Source organism: Marinobacter sp. bablab_jr003, assembly GCF_016464245.1.
In the GTDB taxonomy this organism is placed as follows: domain Bacteria; phylum Pseudomonadota; class Gammaproteobacteria; order Pseudomonadales; family Oleiphilaceae; genus Marinobacter; species Marinobacter vinifirmus.
Window position 1 is genome coordinate 38,126 of sequence record NZ_JADARC010000117.1, and the last position, 19,262, is coordinate 57,387.

A 19,262-nucleotide genomic window follows, 5' to 3' on the forward strand; every position below is an offset into this window, starting at 1 on the left:
GAAATGCCCCCGTAGCTCATCTGGATAGAGCGTCCCCCTCCTAAGGGGAAGGTAGCAGGTTCGAGTCCTGCCGGGGGTACCACTTACCCTTCCATCAAGATCCACAGAATCCCACAACCATCTGTTTTTAAACCTATTTATTAGACCAGGCATCTCTGTAAGTCCACCCAGTTCCACGCCAAGCTACGCTCTTTGGGGGTATATTCGGGGGTACAAATAGAATTTCACCCCGATATAATGAGTTTTGTACCCCCAACATCCCCGGGAAGCCCCGAATGGCAACGGACAAACTGACAGACAGGCAAGTCAAAGCGGCAAGCTTTGATAAACTCGGCAAACGCACCAAGCTTTCCGATGGCGGCGGCATGTATCTTGACATCCAGCCATCGGGAAAATATTGGCGAATGAAGTACCGGTTCGGAGGGAAAGAAAAAGTACTAGCCCTCGGAGTCTATCCGGACGTCCCTCTGAAGGTCGCACGCCAGAAACGTGCGGAAGCGCGCGAGCAGCTCGCAAACGGACTTGATCCCAGTGAGCGCAAGAAAACTCAGAGGGCTGAGGCGCAAGAAAAAAATGACACCCTTCGACTGGTAGCCCAGGACTGGCTCGAACTGAAGAAAGGCGAACTCGCAGACAGTACGCTGAGGGTTGCTCGCAGGCGGCTTGAAACCTGGATCTTCCCGAAGCTTGGCCATCGGCCCATAGCTGACATCAAACCCAAAGAAGTGTTGGAAGCGCTCCGAGAAATAGAACAACAAAAAAAGCTTGAAACCGCACATCGAATGCGTCAGCGAATTGGTGAGATCTATCGATTCGCAGTCGCTGAAGGACGCGCAGAAACTGATCCAACGTCGACACTCAAAGGGCTCCTGAAAGCCAACACCACAAACAACAGACCAGCAATCACAACACCCAGTGAACTGCGCAGCTTGCTCCTAAGCATTGATGCATATGGCGGCTATGCAACCACTAGGGCGGCCCTTAAACTTGCCCCAATGCTTTTCCTTCGTCCCGGGGAACTCCGACACGCAGAATGGGTTGAGATCGACCTAGACTCAGGAACCTGGGTAATACCCGGTAGACGCATGAAAGGAACTCAGCAAGCCAAAAGATCTGGCCGGGTGCCAGACCATACGGTGCCTTTATCAAGGCAAGCCGTGACGGTGCTGAGAGAACTGAAAGCCGTGACTGGCGATCAGAACCTTGTTTTTGAGTCGGTAAAGCCTGGTCGCCCGCTCTCTGAAAACACAATCAATGTCGCCCTCAGGTCAATGGGCTTTGACGGTTCAACCATGGTGGGCCATGGGTTCCGCGCGACCGCCTCAACCCTTCTCCATGAACTGGGCTGGCAACCTGAAGTCATAGAGCTTCAGCTTGGCCACAAACAGCGCAACCAAGTTGCCGCAGCCTACAACCGGTCTGCTCGACTAAATGAGCGCAAACGAATGATGCAGGCATGGGCGGATTATTTAGAAAAGCTGAAGGCGACCCCCAATTTGACTGCGTGACACTCAAAGTTCTTTATTACATCGAGGACTCGCCAAGAAGGCCAAGATCAGAAGCAATAGCCGCCTTTTTGGCAGCCTTCCGCTGCCGGATAATCCCTTCTACTGATCCACGCCGCTCATGCAACAGATCAACAACAATGGATAAGAACTCGTCTTCTTTTAGATTATGTTCCGAAGCCAATGCCTTAATCTTCTTCTTAGTGTCAGCATCTACAATTATCGCATTCGCATAGCCCTTCGCTTTGCGCGCCCTATTCACCCTCTGATTCCAAACATTTCTAGTCTTCAAAAAGTAGCGGGCCCCGTCTCTTGTGACATCTTTCAACGCGAGCTCCTCAGGAGTACTCCGGTGGGGAAACGCGGAACCACATGGAAGTGAGCCGTGAACGCCACATAACAACAATTCAAGTAGATGGACGAGCCCATCACGAGAGCGCTTGCCCGGGAAAACCTTATGAAACTCCAAGGAAACTTGATTACACAGATACCTCAGCGCCCAACTGCACTGAGCCTCATCCGCATCTTTAAGCCACTCGGAGACCTTAGCCGGGTCCGCCGGTGAAGACTTAGCACTATCGGATATTCCATTACCTGCCAATCGATCAGCTGCCGACGCCATCTCTCCCCGAGATTCTTGTGACGGGCTGGCATCTGAGCCCTCCCCGCCGATCCCCCCTTCGCCTCTTTGCCCGCTCGAAGGCCCTTTATTCACAGGCATAACACCACCTCTGGATGACGAATCTGAATTAAGACACCACCTTGGCACAGGTGCCGCCACTCACTTCACAATCACTGATTCTTAGCTTAAAACTCAAATAAAAAGCACATTGAAATCAGATTTAAACGCCAAATATGCCAACATAACACATTATTTTTTTGAAGTATAAATGTCATTAGTCACTTTATTCTGTCGTTTATTCCTGGTTTTAGACTATACTAAAATTGAAGATTTTCGTTTATTCCTGGATTTATAACGTATTTATGCCAACCTACTCTTCAATACGGTGTTTGCATTCGTCCACTCCTGACCTCAAGGCTGATGAGAAGCTCTTTCTGATATTGCTGCTAGTTACCACCGAGGAACCAAATAACTCCAGCAGATTTAGCCAAATCGAGAGCAATGGTGAGCAGCTTGGAACACGCTTCAGGTTTACAAAAACCGCGTCATTCCGCGCACTAAAAAAGCTCGAACAAATGGGAATGGTTACGACGTTGACGGACCAAGGAAGAATCGGTCGCCCCAAAAAAATTAGGGAGATAGTTCCTGGAAGCTGGGAAACCGGCAAGACCAATCAAAACGTTTTTAAAGCTGCACTGAGCTCGCAGTGCTCTCGACTGATCAATAACAGATTGCGGGACCTACATCTCTTCGAACAGGTGGGCAGTAGCAATGCCCTCTTCCTGCTGCTGCTAGTACTTGTGGGAAGAGCTGATCAATCTGGCGTAATCAGTACTGCTAGCCACGCCACATTGAGTCATTACACGGGGATTCCACTCAAACAGATTCATCGAAGAATCAATCGACTAAAAGAGCTAAATATAATTGCGGAAGTCATACCGGGCTTGGTCGATGGCAGCTTTCTTGGAAAGCCCCGCTCTATCTATTACCTGAACTTTCAACACCCCATTTTCAAGAACACGGGGATCAGTGTTGAACCAATCGAAATTAAAGGAAAGGGCTGCACCTCTATTGAAATCAATCAAATTGCCATTAGGCTCGGCTTCCCAGGGCGAAATGATAGACTTGCATCTGCTCAAGAACATTTTTCAACCCCGGCCGGCCTTAAGAGGACCGCAATAAGACCCGGTTCTTGGGAAGAAAATGCCCCCGCCATAATCAACCGCCCAGCCGCTAAACTCTATACCCAGTGCGTAATTGAGCGATATGCAGCAAAATTGCTCAGCGACCCCAACTCGATCCTTTCCTCAATACAGTGGAGGAACGATCAGGACCGCGCCTCGGGTGATTTCATGTTCCATTTGCTTGGAGGGCCCACAAGGTCCATGAAGAAAAGTAAGGAGCACTTGCACATGTTCCACAGCCTCTGTGCCGACCTGGAGGAACTATCTCATCAGCTTGCATCAGTTTGCTTACGAATGGGAAAACTTCCCAAGAGGCGGAGCGCTCTTGGGACCTACAACACTGTGTACCGAATATTGCCCTCGGGCATCGAACAGCGCTCGGAGATTCGACTTGAGCGAATTACCTTCGGTGCCAACAAAAAGTATGAACTCCCAGAATTAACAAGGTAATCCCACCGCTCTAGGTACAAGAATGCGAAGGAAAACTCGTCCTTAGTAATTCCTTACCGTCTGTGCAGATCTTCTGAACGAAACCGATCAGGAGATACCCACCATGCGAATCCTCAGACTCAAAAACGTCATCTGTCAAACCGGCCTAGCCCGTTCAACTATCTACAAGTACATCGACGCTGGCTCATTTCCGAAGCCAGTGCCACTCGGTGGCCGCTCCGTCGGCTGGGTGGAATCCGAAGTCCAAGAATGGATTGAGAATGCCATTCAGCAACGCGATGTCCGCTGATTCAGACAGGCACTTCTACACCCATCTTTATATTTATTATTAGTCAACTACTCAACATCAGAAAATGCACTACTACTAGTGAATAAGACCTCCAATTCAGGAGGTTACCCCGCCAAACCAGCATCTCCACATGATGCAAACCCAATGAAATCAGATAAATCCAACACCAGCACCTCTGGAGGTTTAGCCATGCATACATTCAAGAACCAAGATTCGCTACTGGGCAACATTGCTGAAATGAAACGCCGCTCAGAACAAGTCGGATACTCCCTTCTCAATAGCCCATCGACGGAAGACGCCGGCAGAAGGATTCTCAATTGCGCAACCGAGGTGGGTTTGCCAGCCGGGATCAACTCAGGGAAGCCTAACTACATAAATTTCTGCAACCACCGCCAGTGCCCAACCTGTCAGGAGAGACGAGCAAAAAGAGCCTGTGCAGCAATGCACCAACTCTTTGACCAAAACCCAAACCTCGTCGATGGAAAGTGGCTATTCCTGACATTAACAGTTAGAAACTGCTCAACGCGGAATTTGAAGGAAACGTTGGCCAGAATGTCAGACGCCTTCCAGCGGCTAACCAGAAGAACCTTCTGGCAACAAAACGTGTTGGGCGCAATTCGGTTTACTGAGGTGAGTGTCGGCCAGTCTGACCCATGTACCGCACACCCTCACTTTCACTGCCTCCTCCTTGTGAGACCGTCAATGTTCGCGGGCATTCACTATATGTCGGAAGAACGTTGGGCCAGTGCCTGGGCAGATGTTCTCCAGGAGCACTACATCCCGACAATTAATGTACAGCGGTTGAATTGCCCGCCAAACGAGGTTCGCACGCAAGTCGTCAGTATGGCAGGCTATTCAACCAAAGCCCGATTAGAAACCCCGGACCCGCAGTGGCTTATCGAGGTGACTCAGCAAATGAGGGGCTATCGCTCGGTTCAAGCCTATGGGCTGTTGGCACGGCCGCAGCTTCAACCACAAGTCTATGGTGTAACAGAGGATGCCTGTAAGCCTTTCATCCCAGCTGGCCGCTTCACCTGGAATCGCATCACCAAGCAATATCAGCGACTCTAATGCACCATCCATAATTCGCCACAATTCATGCGCTGGAACGCCACCTCCATCAATCATTGTTGCTTGTAGACAACAACAAACGACAGCCAGACTAGTTGATGGAGGTGTTTATGGCCAAGCGAACCCCGACGTGCTCTGACGAGCTTTACCGACTCATTGCATTGGCGCGGCTTGCCCAGTGCGGAGACCATCGTGCAACTGAACGATTAGCAGCGAAGATCAGCAAAACTGTCGGACAAACAAAATTATTGGCCGAAATTGCTAGCTTTCTGCGCAAGGAAAACCGTAAGCGTCAGGATAACCAGCGAAGGCGGGAGCAAGCAAAGGACAGACTCCGGCCACCTACCTTTGCCCCAACACACCCATGTTTTAGAAAGAAGACCAAAAAGCGTCGACCAAGCTCTGATGCTATGTTCCGCGCCATTCTCTGCGGTGGCTTTGAAACTAACAGGAGCAGGCATTGAAACGCCCTTCATTGACAGGAACGCCGCCAAAACTTCAACCATCCGCCGGGATAACCTCAACGGCCCCACTCAGGGCCAACGAGGCGGTATTGGCAACCCGCTCACACATCAACGGCGCCGAAATGTGGGATTGCATCAGGCCCGCGAACGCATCGGTGTGATGAAAATCCGGGTCCAGCCACAGGTCAAGCTCCTCAGGCCGTAGCATCAGCGGGATGCTTTTGGGGTGAATGTGACTAAATCTCGGGTGTGGTGGCAGGGTAATCACCGTAAACGAACTAACCTGTTCTCCTCCGAAATGCCAGGACTGCCATAGTCCGGCCAGGGCGGTCGCTTCCCTTTTTGGGTGAATGTTGTAGATCTACTTGCCCTTCCTTCATGAAATGCATTCGCAAGCACGATGCAGCGGTGTATAGGGTATAACGCGAAAAACTTCGGGATCGAGACAGAATCACCTGCCTCGCTCTTGCAAACCGGCCAACTTAATCCGAAGCCCCATGGATCGATCTAACAAAAGATACTAGAATAGACCAAAGATTGACTGCAAACTCAACTGAGTAGTCTGGACGTCACACTCACTTGAACATCCCATCTTTCCAATGCACTATGCAGGACTGGCTTAAGGTGTAAACGCGCTTAGGGTCCCGCCAAAAGCCGCTCCGAAGTGGAACTCTTGCAAAGTGACGAGTTGGTCAGCTTGGATCTCCAGCTTTGAATCATATCGGCAACCCAAGATTCCTCTAGGTCGCGCTGTGCGGCATATTTAACCGCTACGGGCCATCCCCGTATTGCGAAAGGAACGACAATAGCAATATGGCTCACCATAAATTCATAGATCTCTTTGCTGGATGCGGCGGGCTATCTCTCGGCTTGTCGATGGCGGGATTGGAGGGTTTGTTCGCCATCGAGAAAGATCCGATGGCATTCGAGACGTTCTCAGAGAACTTCCTTGGCAAACGCAAACTACCAGTCAAGAGCTTTGCCTGGCCTTCCTGGCTTGAGAAGAGAGCCTGGGGCATTGACGATATTCTGGCCGAACACCACTCTGAACTGACGGACCTTCAAGGTAAAGTTGGGATTCTTGCCGGAGGCCCCCCTTGTCAGGGGTTCAGTTTTGCTGGTAAGCGTCAGGAGTCAGATCCTCGCAATTTGCTCTTCGAGAGATATGTCGGGGTCGTCGATGCCATACGCCCCTCTGCGCTCATCCTCGAGAACGTTCCAGGGATGAAGGTTGCCCACGCAACCAAGGCAACTGACGGAAGCCGGCAGCAAGCACCAGAATCCTACTATGACAAACTCAAGAAAAGCCTCGAGGCTATCGGCTATGATGTGCACTGCGAACTCATAGACGCGTCTCGATTCGGTGTCCCCCAGAGGCGTTCACGCCTCATTGTGCTCGGACTGGACAATGGTATTTCTACCAAGCTAGAAGGGGGTGTCGCGAGGGTATTTAACCTGTTAGAGGAAAAGCGTCAGGAACAGTTGTTCCAATTCCGTCTCCCAGGTGTGGTCACGGCACGGGATGCTATTTCTGACCTGAACACGGACCACACACTTCGCCAGCCATGTACAGACCCGTATTCTCCTCCAGGATTCGAGGAAGCGGTCTATCTAGGCCCCGATACTACTTATCAAAAATTGATGAATAAGCACTGCCGTAACGATGCTATGGATAGCATGCGCCTCGCAAGGCACCGGCATGATGTCCGGGAGCGCTTCACCCGGATCCTTCAGGAGTGTAGGCCCGGCGTACTAATGGATAAGGAAAGCCGAGAAAGGTTTGGACTCAAGAAGCACCGGATTTACTTGATGTCACGGGACCTTCCGGCACCTACGATCACCACGCTCCCAGATGACGTGCTCCACTATGCAGAGCCTCGAATTCTGACCGTAAGGGAAAGCGCAAGAATCCAGAGTTTCCCCGACTGGTTCCGCTTTCGCGGGAAATTCACTACTGGCGGCTCTAGGCGTGCAAAAGAGTGCCCTCGCTATACCCAAGTTGGCAACGCGGTTCCTCCATATCTCGCTCGGGCAATCGGGCTTGCAGTGACCGCAGCGCTAGAAGAAGCATCCCAGTCAAAAAAAACAAATGACTGCGCAAGTTTTGGAGCCATACAAGAAAAAGTTCTCGCAGCCGTTTAGGAGAGGTCATGGACGAAACCGGAACCACTGAGATCCAGTTCCCGCGGGATTTGATCGAATGGGCAGGACATCACTCCGGTGGTGTAAAGCGCCTGTTTGATTCTCAAAGTGGACGCCCAGGCAAAAGCCTCCTGCGAACCACTCTAATATCGATGCTGGAAGCCTGGGCTAGACAAATTGCTTCAGCGACAGACGAAGCTCCGAGGATACTCCTTCTAGTTGGAGGCCCCGGTAACGGCAAGACAGAGGCTATCGAGCACACCATCAAGTGCATGGACCAAGACCTTGCTGCAGAAGGCAAACTGCTTGATGAGCTTTTCCGAGCATTTCACCCCTCTGAGGGGCAAGCTGTCCCCCGGACTATACAAGTTGATGCCGGTAGTTTTGCCGCTGTATCGAGCCCGCTAGAGTTGTTTGTAGTACAAGACGCATCTGTGACAGCTGGAAATGAGGGTAGGTCGGCTTCAGAGCTTCTGGTTGAGGAGCTCACATCGATGCTCGAAGGTCCCAAGACTCACATATACCTATGCTGCGTCAACAGGGGAATACTAGATGATGCACTAATTTACGCCGTCGAAAACAAGCTGGAGCTTCCTCGTAAGCTATTGGAAGCAATTGCCCGCTCAGTCAGTCTGTCTTCTAGCGCATTATCCTGCTGGCCACTCAAAGGATTCCCGACAGTGGCATCCTGGCCAATGGATGTCGAATCGCTTCTGATCCACCCTGAAGGCGGCACACCTTCCCCCGCTTCGGCCCTGCTAGACTATGCTACGAAGCCAGAACATTGGCCTGGGAAAGAAGAGTGTCCGGCCGGCGTTGCGTGCCCTTTCTGCCATAGTCAGTTCTTGCTGGCGCGACAGAGTCATCAGGAAGCCCTGCTGCAGATACTCCGATGGTACGAGCTGGCGAGCGGGAAACGCTGGAGCTTCCGTGATTTATTTTCTTTATTATCCTATCTATTGGCAGGCAACCAAAGCACAACACAAGGACAACAGGGTTCCCCATGCGAGTGGGCGATGCACCTTGTCGAGCAAGACAACTCTGCGCAATTCAACAAATCGCCCCGGATTGATCAACTAACGGCGATATTTCACCTTGCAACGTCAGGGTATCAGCACGCACTTTTCCATGGATGGGACAGTAATGTAGCCAACCTAATGCGACAAGATATCAAGGATCTCGGACTGGACAAGTCAGTTGCCCAAACGAGAACTTTGCGCGGGCTTCAGCACTTTCTGGCCAGCCGCAAGAGCAATTACTTACCAGCTACAATAGCCACGCTACTAGAAAACTTATGCACTCTTCTCGATCCTGCCCTCGCCAGTCCCGATACAGAAGTTACAGTCAGTAGCCGCAACCGAATCAAGCTCGGTGAGCTCGACATTAGATTCAGCCGCTCCCTTGCTGGAGGGATTGATTTCGTGCGGAAGTACCAGATCCTATCGAAGATAGAAATCGACCTGCTAAAAAGACTAGCCGATGCTGACACTTTGCTTTCGGTTCCATCAATACGACGCAAAAAACCAACGGCAGCCAACCGGTTGCAGCGCATCATACGTGATTTTGCCTGTCGGTTGGTGAGGCGCAGCATATGTAGTCGCTCTGCTGTCGTCTCGGATAACGAAATACTCGCATCATTCCAGCAAGTCGTCGAGGAAGATGACAAGGGGCAAAGCCTATTCGAAGTTGCAAAGCAAGTTAAGGAACTTCTAAACAGTCGCCATGGATTTGAGGTCTCCCTGACCACGACTTTTGGTCAACCTTTGCCGCCCCCACAGCGCCAGGCGACTCTCATTGTTCAGCCTCGCCCAGTGAAAATGCTTCAACTTTCAACCCAGGGCCGCCCCCGTTCCCCCATATGTTTCTTGCAGGTTGGAACTGGCAGGTCCCAGCAACCCATCCCATTGACTTACGACCTTTTCAAGGCAGTAAAGGAATTGGAGAGAGGTCTGTCCCCAGCGTCCTTGCCTCGCACAGTCGTAGCATTGCTTGATACCACCCGCGCAAGGCTTTCAGGCCCAATCGTCAGGGATCCGGAGATTCTAATGGATGCAACGATTAAGCTCGGCACCGACGGTACTGAAATTGGCCAATCCTGGAATGGGTTTATCGCTACCCTTGGGGAGGGCAAGCAGTGACTTTTGCCAATTTCAAGCAGGCGCCATGGAAAACATCACACTCGAAATACAAACAATCCGCGCTATCAATCAGCCCTGCGCCGGAATATGCTAGCTCCGAGGTGCTGGTAGCGTCCCTATATCGAACCATCGGATACGACTCCGCTACCGAAGGTAGTGTACCTCAAGCAGGAAGGGATCTAGACAGAAAGATCCAGAAGCTCCGCGACAAGCGTTTACCGGCACCTGATGGGGCAACATTGAAAGCCGACACTTGGCATACAGTACTTCACGGCATCCTCGAAAGCCCCAAACTACCCAACCAATCATCCAAGCGATTCCTCCAGATAACACCCCTGGTGCCAGAAGTCGCTCTATTTTCTGGATCTGCGCGCCTTAGCAGTAACTCTTGGCCAGCTGGCAGTTTGCTTCGCCGCATGGTGTGGCTAGGTTCCGCGGATGATGATTCGGCTCGTGACCTATGGAGTGAACTCTTCCGCGCCCTGAGTGTGGGTGAGAACGACGACGTATTTGCACGCTGGCTAGGCCAAGAAACCCAGGCATGGAACGATTCCACCATGTGGGAACAAGCCCCTGTTCCCTCCAACGAAGTAGCTACCTTGCCGAGGGAGGATTTTGACAGCATCCTCTTCCTTCCATCGCGGCAGTTCACCAAAGATTTGCGCGCAGTAATCCATGCAAAGAGGACAATGACCCGGCGTCAGTGGACAAGTTTGCTGGAATCGATTCTCCGTCTCGCCGCAGCCACACATGTAATCTGGCTCTGTGACGTTCAAGCTAGGATCTGGCGCTGTCTATTTGACGCATACGAAAAGGGCGAGCAGATTTCTGAGCCAGAGGTCCGCGCACAGATCTTCCCAGCTTCTCCCCAATACATGACGTATGGTGGAAAGGCCTTGCCAGGATTCCGTGACCGTGCCTCCAGTTACCTTGCAGCAAGACTCGGCATCAATACGTTACTTTGGTCACTAGACCATGCAGGGAAGGCCTTCGAGGGCAATCTTTCTTCTAGCAAGGACATCGCTGCATTGTGCAACCATATCCAGTCAAACAAAGAAGCCTTATCAAAGGCCGGAACGATGGAAAATCTGGTGGAAATGCGCGAGCGAGAGGCGCGTGCCTTGAATTGCAGGAAAGGCATTGGCTCTAACCTACTTGAGTTCGCTCGTCATGCACTGGGACAGCGGCAAACTGCAATTCATTTGCTCAGGGGATACGACCAAGGTTATATCCTCAAGAAGAAAGGCAGTAGTGCATCAAGCCCTTGGGTCGTATCACTCGGTCCAGTGTCTGTCCTTGCTTTAGTCCATTGCGCCCTCTTCGGCATGGTGGGTCCGAGATCCATACACCGTCTAGCTCAGCATCTAGCTGCGTACGGCATCGCTGTGGATCGACATGATGTTTCACGTAATGACCTTGGACAACAACTCCGCATGCTTGGACTCGTACTCGATAGCCCAGATGCAGAAAGTGGCATGCTGTTGCTACCCCCCTTCCCCGCCACCCAGGCAAGAAGTGAAAGAATATGAACAAACTGGTACAAAGCCTTGCGCGGTTTATTTCGGAAAAGGTCCAAGGTTCAGTTGGTGGACGCACCACGACAACCACAAAGATGGAATCCCGATTTATATTCCATGGCCCTCCCATGGAAATTCTGGACCCCCTCTTCCTTGCGCTGTCCGAGAATGGAGGAATAGAGATCAGCCTGGCGGACGGCAAGACGACCTTGCTTCCCGTACTACTTCAAATGCCTCAGGGACATGATGGTGGCCCCAACCCTGGAATTGGGGTTTCGGGCAAGTGTGATGAGAACCACCTGCTCCATATACGCAACGATCCCCATAGCTCTAGCTTCATCGCGTTGGTACCGCCTGGCCAACACAACAATCGATCAGTCGCCTCTACCACCGATGAGTTCGGCATCAGCGCCTCTAGTAATACCGAGCACTCTACCTTCGAAGAATGGTGGGAAGATGAATTCATCCAGCGTCTGGTCAGACAAGGACTTGAGGCAGCCTGCATTGATAAGAATTCAATTCAGGATGCTATCAAATTGGTAGAGAGCGGAGCCTCTGCACTTGATGAAATGGACAAGGATGAGGGAAGCAGGACAGCAGCTTGGCGATTATTGTCTCGAGTTTATTCCATTCAGGGGAATAATCATGGCTTATCTTCAGGCGTTGCGCTGGCACTCGCCTGCGGTACACCGCCAACTCGCGCCGGAGGCGTATCCACAAAGCAGCAGCTAAGCATAGTCGCTCGGATTGCTGGCGAGATGGCCGATGGATTCAAGACTGGCATTGATGGCATTACTAGCGATGTTACGCTGGACGATTCCACAAAGGAGGCCCTCGAGGCCTTCCTGAAGCATATTCAATCAAACTGTGAAGTGCCCACGGCCTTTGAAAGAGCTACTCAAGCGTTCTACATTCCTGCCGATTCCTTCGAGATCGAATCGCCACCTCAATGGTGGAAAACACTGGACATCGAGTGCTGGGCCGAGCTGCTGTCTGAAGAGTCAGATGAAGCAACGAGAGAACTCACGATTACATGTACGAATGCAATGCTTCCTATAGTTCGAAGCATACCTGCCATCGTCCGCGATGTCGTCAAGCTTTCTATAGATGTGGGAAGCAGCGATGAGGAATCCCCGGTTGAAGTTCACCTGACTGGCGGCTCCTATGGGAAGTCACCGCAATATTTCGTTGTGGATGGCACAAAGTCGCTAGAAGATACCCCACCTTCCAACGGCCAAAGGGCCCCGATCACCTACAAAGTGGCATCGGAGGGTCGCAAAACTGCGACAACAAGGATTATATCGCTGGCTACCTGGGCGCCCGGCATCATGGTGAGTTGTCGAATGGCAAGGAAGCTCACACCCCCAAGGAAGCCTCGCAAGGGACGCGCCTCTGCGGACTGGGAAGCCTCGCTATCCCTCCCTGGATCAGGACGCTACGAGGTCCTTATCTTCACGTCACCCGGGACCACGCTAGCGAGCGCAACCGGAATTCCCGATGACGCAACTGAAAAACCGGACGGAGATCAGCAGCCACTCGATCTCCACTCAATAGGGGATGGACAATACCAAGTAGAAATTGAAGCCGACGGTAATTACCAAGTGGAGATTTCCTTCCAACCGGGGACCAGAGACGATATTGAAACTTGCAGAATCAACATTGCATGCGAGGAGGTGAAAGAGGAAGGCTGCAAAAGCGAGTTCGAGCGCCTAATCAAGTTAAACCGGCGCAATTTGGAAAAACTCGATACGAAGGCAATCATTCAACTCGAACGCCACGCACGATCTTCAAGTCTGCAAGGGTGGCTACTTGACGAGCGAAATATCTCCAGCTCGTTCATCCCACTTGTATTATCGGACGACTATTCATCCCAGTGGTCCCCTCCCGACTGGAGTGGTCGTTTCGGCCCGATCATGTCGCAAGCTCGGTTCCTGCACGACCCTCGGCCTGAAACCTCTTTTTTCCAACCTCCAAAGGAGTTCATCAAAGCCCGACGAGAAATATCAAGTCGGATAAGAGAGACGAACGACGAGTCAGGACTGGTTGAATCTGCCCCATTGGGTAAATGGCTGGCAAGAGATCCTGACTTCCGCTCCCTCGTTGAGAATTATCTGGACGCATATATGGCGTGGCTTTCCAACGACCGAGACATTGCGTGCTGGGTAGATACGATTGCTGTTTGTTCAAGAGAGATGGACGGGCAGACCCTCGCCCGGATCCCAGATGCGATTATCCTGTCACCACTGCACCCCTTGCGCTTCGCATGGCATTGCTTTGCGCAATACGTGCTCCATGAAGAAGTGGAAGGAGAGGATCCCCGCCCCTGCCCAGCAGCGAGTATTCTGGACCCGTCATGCGTACCTGACATCTTAACTATGTCACTTCAGGCCCCAGGAGGGCCTGACGGTATCGACCGCGTTGATTTTCTTTCCGTGGAATGCAATTCCGACTATTGGTCGGTCCTTTGGAATGGATCTCGGCTTGGCCAGATTGCCGACAAGTCAAATCAATCACCTCTAGACGAGACATTTGGTCTCGTAGTTGGGGGCGTCTCGAACGGGTTCAGTCCAGCCCAGGTATCGAGGGCTCTCGAAGACGTTTCAGATCTCCTTTCAGCAAAGCCAATCCTCAGCATCGTTGTCTCCAGCGCTGGAGGAACCACTGACGCATGCAATGAAGGACTGGCAAGCTGGTGTACCAGAAGATTCGGCAACAAAGAAAAAAACTTAGCACATCCAGGAACGGGACCCAGAATACTAGAGGTTTTCGACACTCGACCAAGTAGCTCTCGCCCTGACCAGGCGGCCATCGCCAATCTCTCTGAGGACACAAACAGTCACGTCCGCTGGTTTGAGAAGCAACCCAAGGGGACCAAGCCCGATCTTGGCATAATAGCCCAGCTTGAATCTGCCCAGCCGGAGGCAACTTCTGTCGGAATGCGTTCACCGCTCAGTATCGGCGGCCTACTCCGGCATCGGATAAGGCGCCAGTTGCATAATGCTTTCCTGAATGAGTCTAGGCAAGGTCTCCCGATGCCACCTTCTGGAGAGGTTCTCGCCGACAAGATAGCCAACTGTATTACTGCCATCGAAAGCACTCAAGATGACAAGACAGGTTTACAGTTTGCTCCGAACGTTCACGCTATCTCGAACATGCTCGAGGGGAACAACACAAGCTTTGTGGCGGTATCATCCTCCGCCATCGATCCAGCCTGTTTCCTTGGCGGGCGCATCAAGGGAACCTATCTCTGGGACTATGACCTTCCCTCATACTCAAGCCGGGCGGGAGACACAAACGGCTATTACTTGCTATCCCAAATACGAGTAGCCGATCGCGAAGCTCTAAGGCGGGTATTGGAGCTACTGCCAGATTGCAACGACCTTGCTGACGAAAAGGTAGAGCAAATATTGCTGGAAGTCGCGCGAAGAGGAATACCGACGGTCCGAGGGCTTTCTGGTGATGACACCGGAGCAACAGGGGATTTGGGGTTATTCCTGTCAGTACGCCTTCTTCAGGATCAATTCCGCGTATCCGGCAATTCAAATAGTCTTCTTCCGGTAATTTCGGGAACGCAGGAAGATACGACAATAGCCTTGATCGTGCCTGTCGATCCCTTCCGCGGATACCTAGCCGATCTCGCACGTTCACTTGGGAAGGAGAAGAAGGATGCATCTCTCTCGCGCCCAGATCTGCTGGTGATCGGCATCCGTGCTTGCGGCAACGAAATCCGGCTCCACCTCACCCCCGTCGAAGTGAAATGCAGGCAAGGAACAACCTTCAGCCAGGCCGATTCAAAGGAAGCTCTGGCCCAAGCCAAATCCCTTTCCACACTCTTCCACTCCATTCAGGAGCGCGCAGCGAAATCCCTTGCTTGGAAGCTTGCCTACCAGCACTTGTTGCTTTCAATGGTGGGATTTGGGCTACGTGTCTATAGCCAGCAGGAAGCCGTTTCCACGCTTGGGGCCCTCTGGGCCGAATACCACGAGATGATTACAGCCGGGATCCTAGGTCCGACACCTGTGACAAGCGTCGACGAGCTAGGTCGGCTAATAGTCGTGGACAACTCGTCACAAAGCGGGCCCCGTGACCACGACGGCGATGGCTACCCGGAGAGTATATTCATCTCCCAAGCAGACGCTGGCCGGATAGTGGCTGGTGATGCCCAGACGTTCTATGAGGCCGTAAGAGGAAAGGTTGGCAGCTGGGGGTTGCTACCTGATGCAGCTAAAATACCGGGTGTCACCACCCATTCGTCCACAGGCCAGTCTTCTGGAGAAACGCAAGTTGTGGCGGGGGGATCGGACAACGAACCACCAGTGCTTGCTTCTGGCGAGGAAGCCGGTATGCCAGAAGGGCGCGTCGTCCCTGAAAATATACCCGGAGCCAATCAGAACGAGCCGCCCAGCAAAGGTGGAGGAATTACACTATCGGTAGGTCGGACAGTCGATGGTTTCGAGCCTCATCAACTTGATTTAAACATTTCGGATACTCGACTGAACCAGCTCAATATTGGTGTCGTGGGGGATCTGGGGACCGGCAAGACACAATTACTTAAATCGTTAATCCTCCAGATAGCGACAGCACGGGAAGCGAACAGGGATATCAAGCCAAGATTGTTGATCTTCGACTACAAACGGGACTACAGTAGCCCTGAGTTCGTGGAAGCCACAGGCGCGCGGGTCATAAGGCCATCCCGACTACCGCTCAATCTTTTCGAGACAGCTGACATGGGTGAATCCGTAGCTCCTTGGCTGGATCGGTTTCGCTTCTTTGCCGATGTACTAGACAAGGTGTACTCCGGCATTGGGCCTGTTCAACGAGACAAGCTGAAAAGTGCGGTCCGGAATGCCTATACAACATGCAATGAGCAAGGTCACGCGCCAACGATCTATGATATTCATGCTGAATATAGGGACCTTCTTGGCGGAAAATCGGATTCGCCGATGGCGATCATCGACGACTTGGTAGATATGGAAATCTTCGAGCCGGAGTACAATAAGACAAAATCATTCGATGAATTCCTTGACGGCATAGTGGTCATATCCCTTGATGCCCTTGGGCAAGACGACCGGAGCAAGAACTTACTTGTCGTCATAATGCTCAACATGTTTTACGAGAATATGCTCAAAACGCCAAAGCGTCCCTTCCTAGGCCAAGATCCCCAGTTGCGTGTTATTGACTCATACCTCCTAGTCGACGAAGCCGATAACATCATGCGCTACGAGTTCGACGTACTCCGGAAATTACTGTTGCAGGGAAGGGAGTTTGGTACCGGTGTGATACTGGCATCTCAGTACCTGAGGCACTTCAAGGCCGGTGCCACGGACTACAGGGAACCTCTGCTCACCTGGTTCATCCACAAGGTACCAAACGCTACTCCCGCGGAGATGGGCGCCTTGGGTTTTACTTCGGATTTGGGGGAGCTCTCCGAACGAGTAAAGACCCTGCCAAACCACCACTGTGTATACAAATCTTTCGATGTACCGGGCGAAGTCATACGTGGACTGCCCTTCTTCGAGTTATGGAAGGGGAATTTAAGTAAGCGACCCAGTTGATTCGAGATTCAAGTATGGTTGATTTCCTGTCCCCAGAAGAAAGATCGGCACGAATGTCCCGCATCAGGGGTAAGGATACCAAGCCCGAGCTTTCACTGCGCAAGGTTTTGCATAGACTTGGCTTTCGCTATCGCTTGCAGCAGACCTTCAAGGAAAGCCAGATCTTGTATTTCCCAAGTACAAGACAGTGGTTTTCGTCCACGACTGTTTCTGGCACAGGCATCCTGGTTGCAAGATAGCGACGACACCAAAGAGTAATACCGAATTCTGCATTGAGAAGTTCGAACAAAACAAGGAACGTGATGTTCGAGCGAGAAAAGCTCTGGAGGAAGCTGGCTGGAGCGTGCTCGTTGTCTGGGAATGCGAACTCGACTCGATGAAGAAAGCTCTTGAAACAGGAAAGCTAATCGGCGAAAAAATAAAGAATCCCTAGAGAATTGATAACCATCGTTGCAATAAGGGTACGAGCTACTGAGCATGTGTGCATTCGGAATATGATGTTCGAGAGCTTACCGACTTCGGGGTGAAAGAGCACAAAGACGAACGTGCAAACTATGTATAAGAAGATCTATCCCTATGGTAACAATCCAGATGAACACCAACGGTCAGAAAACCTTAGTTAACTGAGCGGGGCAGCCTACGCAATCGACGCTAATTAAACGCATGACCGCCCATTGCTATCAGCTTTTCCAAGGTTGATTAAGTAAATTCGTTGTAATAATCAGCGACGTCTTTCCTTGACGTAACCAGAGCTAATCTGGTTTTCGCGCGAGTAATAGCCACGTAAAGATCCTCCTTCGTGAAGGCAATATGTTCATCTGGGATACCAACATCAACGACGATTATCGCCCCAGCCTCAATACCCTTGAATGATTTTATTGTCGAGAAGAAAACAGTTCCAGCCTCTCCTAGATCACTGATTTCTGTACTTAGACGAAGACCATGTCCTGAAATTTGGCCACTCATCGAGGAGTTTTCATATCTGTAGGGACTGAGTATCACCACTGAGCCTTCTCCGCTCCACTTCTTGGCAATTTCCCACGCACGCATTGATTGGTTATTAGCCAACTCAACTAACGGAGCCACACCCACTGGCATACCGGGCATAGACTCAATTCGCGAATTGAGATAAGAGTTCGAAGCTTCGTTAATTTTCACAGTGTTTCGGCAATTGTGATGTAGGCTAAACACCACTTCAGCGCCTATCGGGGTGGAGTTCCCAGCATTGAACAAATCCTGCTTCCAGTCTGAGAAAAAAGCCCACTCCCCCTCGCTTGAAAGAAGTTCGAGCAATGCGATGATCTGGTATTCAGACAGATCCTGCCCTTCGTCGACAACTATAGCATCATATTTTTGATACGTGTCCGCATAGTCCATGACCTTCCCAGGCAAGACCTCCCTATAAAATTCATCTAACCCCACTGCCGGACGCGCTTCTGAGCATATCGAACTAAATAGTTTGTCTACGTTCCAAATGAAATCCGCATAATCTGGATTTTGCAGCCGTAGGGAGGCTGCAAGCGCACGGTTATAGCAAATATAGACAGCTCTCCTCCCTTGATCGATTAATGCTTTTAAACGCCACATCGCCAAAACTGTCTTTCCTGAACCAGCCGGGCCGATGACAGCGACATTTGGTAGCTGAAATAGCCCTTTTAAGCTCGCAAATTGCTGTCGAGTGAGTTGCTCGATTCTCTCTGATTCATCAGCTACATCCTCACCAGAATCTGCTTTATAGACATGGAACTGCCTATTTTTAAGCTGATCAATAACCGACTCGACGATTTGCGTAACGAATTGCTCTCCACGCCCTTCTCCCCCACGCTTTTCAAGCGAATTACGGAGTCGCGACGCTAACTGATTCATATGTCTTCGAGTTGCTATTGTTGACTCATCGAACATCGCGGGGAGGCTGGCTGCCTCCCCTTGGGGATAGATAACAAGATATGAGTACCGTCCAGGAAAGCTAAGCCATTGGTAACGCTCATTCAGCACTTTAGTCAGATCATGCATATTCCTGACAGCCTGCTCTGGCGGCGCCTCTTTAAGTTCGGTCCAAGCACCGTTGCTTTCCTTTCGGCTCCAAATTCCATTCTCCCCAACTTTAAACGCTTTAGAGCCCTTTACTTCAACGACTACAAGACCAGAATCAGGAACAAGGACAACGAAATCAGCTTCACCGTCTCGGACGTAACCATTCTTGGCAAGTGTCCAATGTACGCTAGGCATAACAACCCAATCATCAGGCAGCTGATTTTTAAACGCCTTCAGCACCTCGTTTTCCCAGCGGTCTGCCGGTAAACCACCCACAATTTTTGGCATCTA

The 19,262-nt window shown here is 51.3% G+C and carries 11 protein-coding genes, 1 tRNA gene and 1 pseudogene; 10 read left to right on the plus strand and 3 right to left on the minus strand.

Annotated features, from left to right (window positions below; all coding sequences use genetic code 11):
- Positions 1-5: 5 nt before the first annotated feature.
- Both H3Z84_RS12090 and H3Z84_RS12095 read left to right on the plus strand, forming a co-directional pair.
- Positions 6-82 (plus strand) — tRNA-Arg (locus tag H3Z84_RS12090).
- 193 nt (positions 83-275) lie between these two features.
- Complete coding sequence (locus H3Z84_RS12095) at positions 276-1,508, plus strand: tyrosine-type recombinase/integrase (RefSeq protein ID WP_199457621.1); 1,233 nt, start codon at positions 276-278, stop codon at positions 1,506-1,508.
- Between the two features lie 16 nt (positions 1,509-1,524).
- Here the strand turns inward: H3Z84_RS12095 and H3Z84_RS12100 are convergent, their stop codons facing one another.
- On the minus strand, positions 1,525-1,833 hold the full coding sequence (locus H3Z84_RS12100) for a hypothetical protein (RefSeq protein ID WP_199457622.1): 309 nt from the start codon (positions 1,831-1,833) through the stop codon (positions 1,525-1,527).
- A 656-nt stretch (positions 1,834-2,489) separates the two neighbouring features.
- Between H3Z84_RS12100 and H3Z84_RS12105 the strand changes: the two genes are divergently transcribed.
- The 3 genes from H3Z84_RS12105 (at position 2,490) to H3Z84_RS12115 (ending at position 5,121) form a co-directional block, all read left to right on the plus strand.
- Positions 2,490-3,761: a hypothetical protein gene (locus tag H3Z84_RS12105; protein WP_199457623.1), complete on the plus strand. Its 1,272-nt coding sequence runs from the start codon at positions 2,490-2,492 to the stop codon at positions 3,759-3,761.
- A 103-nt stretch (positions 3,762-3,864) separates the two neighbouring features.
- The gene (locus H3Z84_RS12110) at positions 3,865-4,050 is read left to right on the plus strand and encodes an AlpA family transcriptional regulator (RefSeq protein ID WP_199457624.1); all 186 of its coding nucleotides are present in this window, start codon (positions 3,865-3,867) and stop codon (positions 4,048-4,050) included.
- Positions 4,051-4,194: 144 nt separating this feature from the next.
- Entirely contained in the window at positions 4,195-5,121 is a 927-nt protein-coding gene (locus H3Z84_RS12115; RefSeq protein ID WP_199457625.1) for a protein rep, read from the plus strand.
- Positions 5,122-5,619: 498 nt separating this feature from the next.
- On the opposite strand, the gene H3Z84_RS12120 is transcribed toward H3Z84_RS12115, so the two are convergent.
- Complete coding sequence (locus tag H3Z84_RS12120) at positions 5,620-5,946, minus strand: SOS response-associated peptidase family protein (protein ID WP_199457652.1); 327 nt, start codon at positions 5,944-5,946, stop codon at positions 5,620-5,622.
- 452 nt (positions 5,947-6,398) lie between these two features.
- Between H3Z84_RS12120 and H3Z84_RS12125 the strand changes: the two genes are divergently transcribed.
- The 5 genes and pseudogenes from H3Z84_RS12125 (at position 6,399) to H3Z84_RS12145 (ending at position 17,370) form a co-directional block, all read left to right on the plus strand.
- Complete coding sequence (locus tag H3Z84_RS12125; protein WP_199457626.1) at positions 6,399-7,727, plus strand: DNA cytosine methyltransferase; 1,329 nt, start codon at positions 6,399-6,401, stop codon at positions 7,725-7,727.
- A gap of 8 nt (positions 7,728-7,735) precedes the next feature.
- Entirely contained in the window at positions 7,736-9,865 is a 2,130-nt protein-coding gene (locus H3Z84_RS12130) for a hypothetical protein (protein WP_199457627.1), read from the plus strand.
- Positions 9,862-11,394, plus strand: a complete 1,533-nt coding sequence (locus H3Z84_RS12135) for a hypothetical protein (protein WP_199457628.1) — start codon at positions 9,862-9,864, stop codon at positions 11,392-11,394. Before H3Z84_RS12130 ends, H3Z84_RS12135 begins: the two co-directional genes overlap by 4 nt.
- Positions 11,391-16,937, plus strand: a complete 5,547-nt coding sequence (locus H3Z84_RS12140) for a hypothetical protein (RefSeq protein WP_199457629.1) — start codon at positions 11,391-11,393, stop codon at positions 16,935-16,937. Before H3Z84_RS12135 ends, H3Z84_RS12140 begins: the two co-directional genes overlap by 4 nt.
- Positions 16,938-16,951: 14 nt before the next feature.
- Positions 16,952-17,370 (plus strand): annotated as a pseudogene (locus H3Z84_RS12145) (very short patch repair endonuclease).
- A gap of 266 nt (positions 17,371-17,636) precedes the next feature.
- Here the strand turns inward: H3Z84_RS12145 and H3Z84_RS12150 are convergent.
- Complete coding sequence (locus H3Z84_RS12150) at positions 17,637-19,259, minus strand: nuclease-related domain-containing DEAD/DEAH box helicase (protein ID WP_199457630.1); 1,623 nt, start codon at positions 19,257-19,259, stop codon at positions 17,637-17,639.
- Positions 19,260-19,262 lie beyond the last annotated feature (3 nt).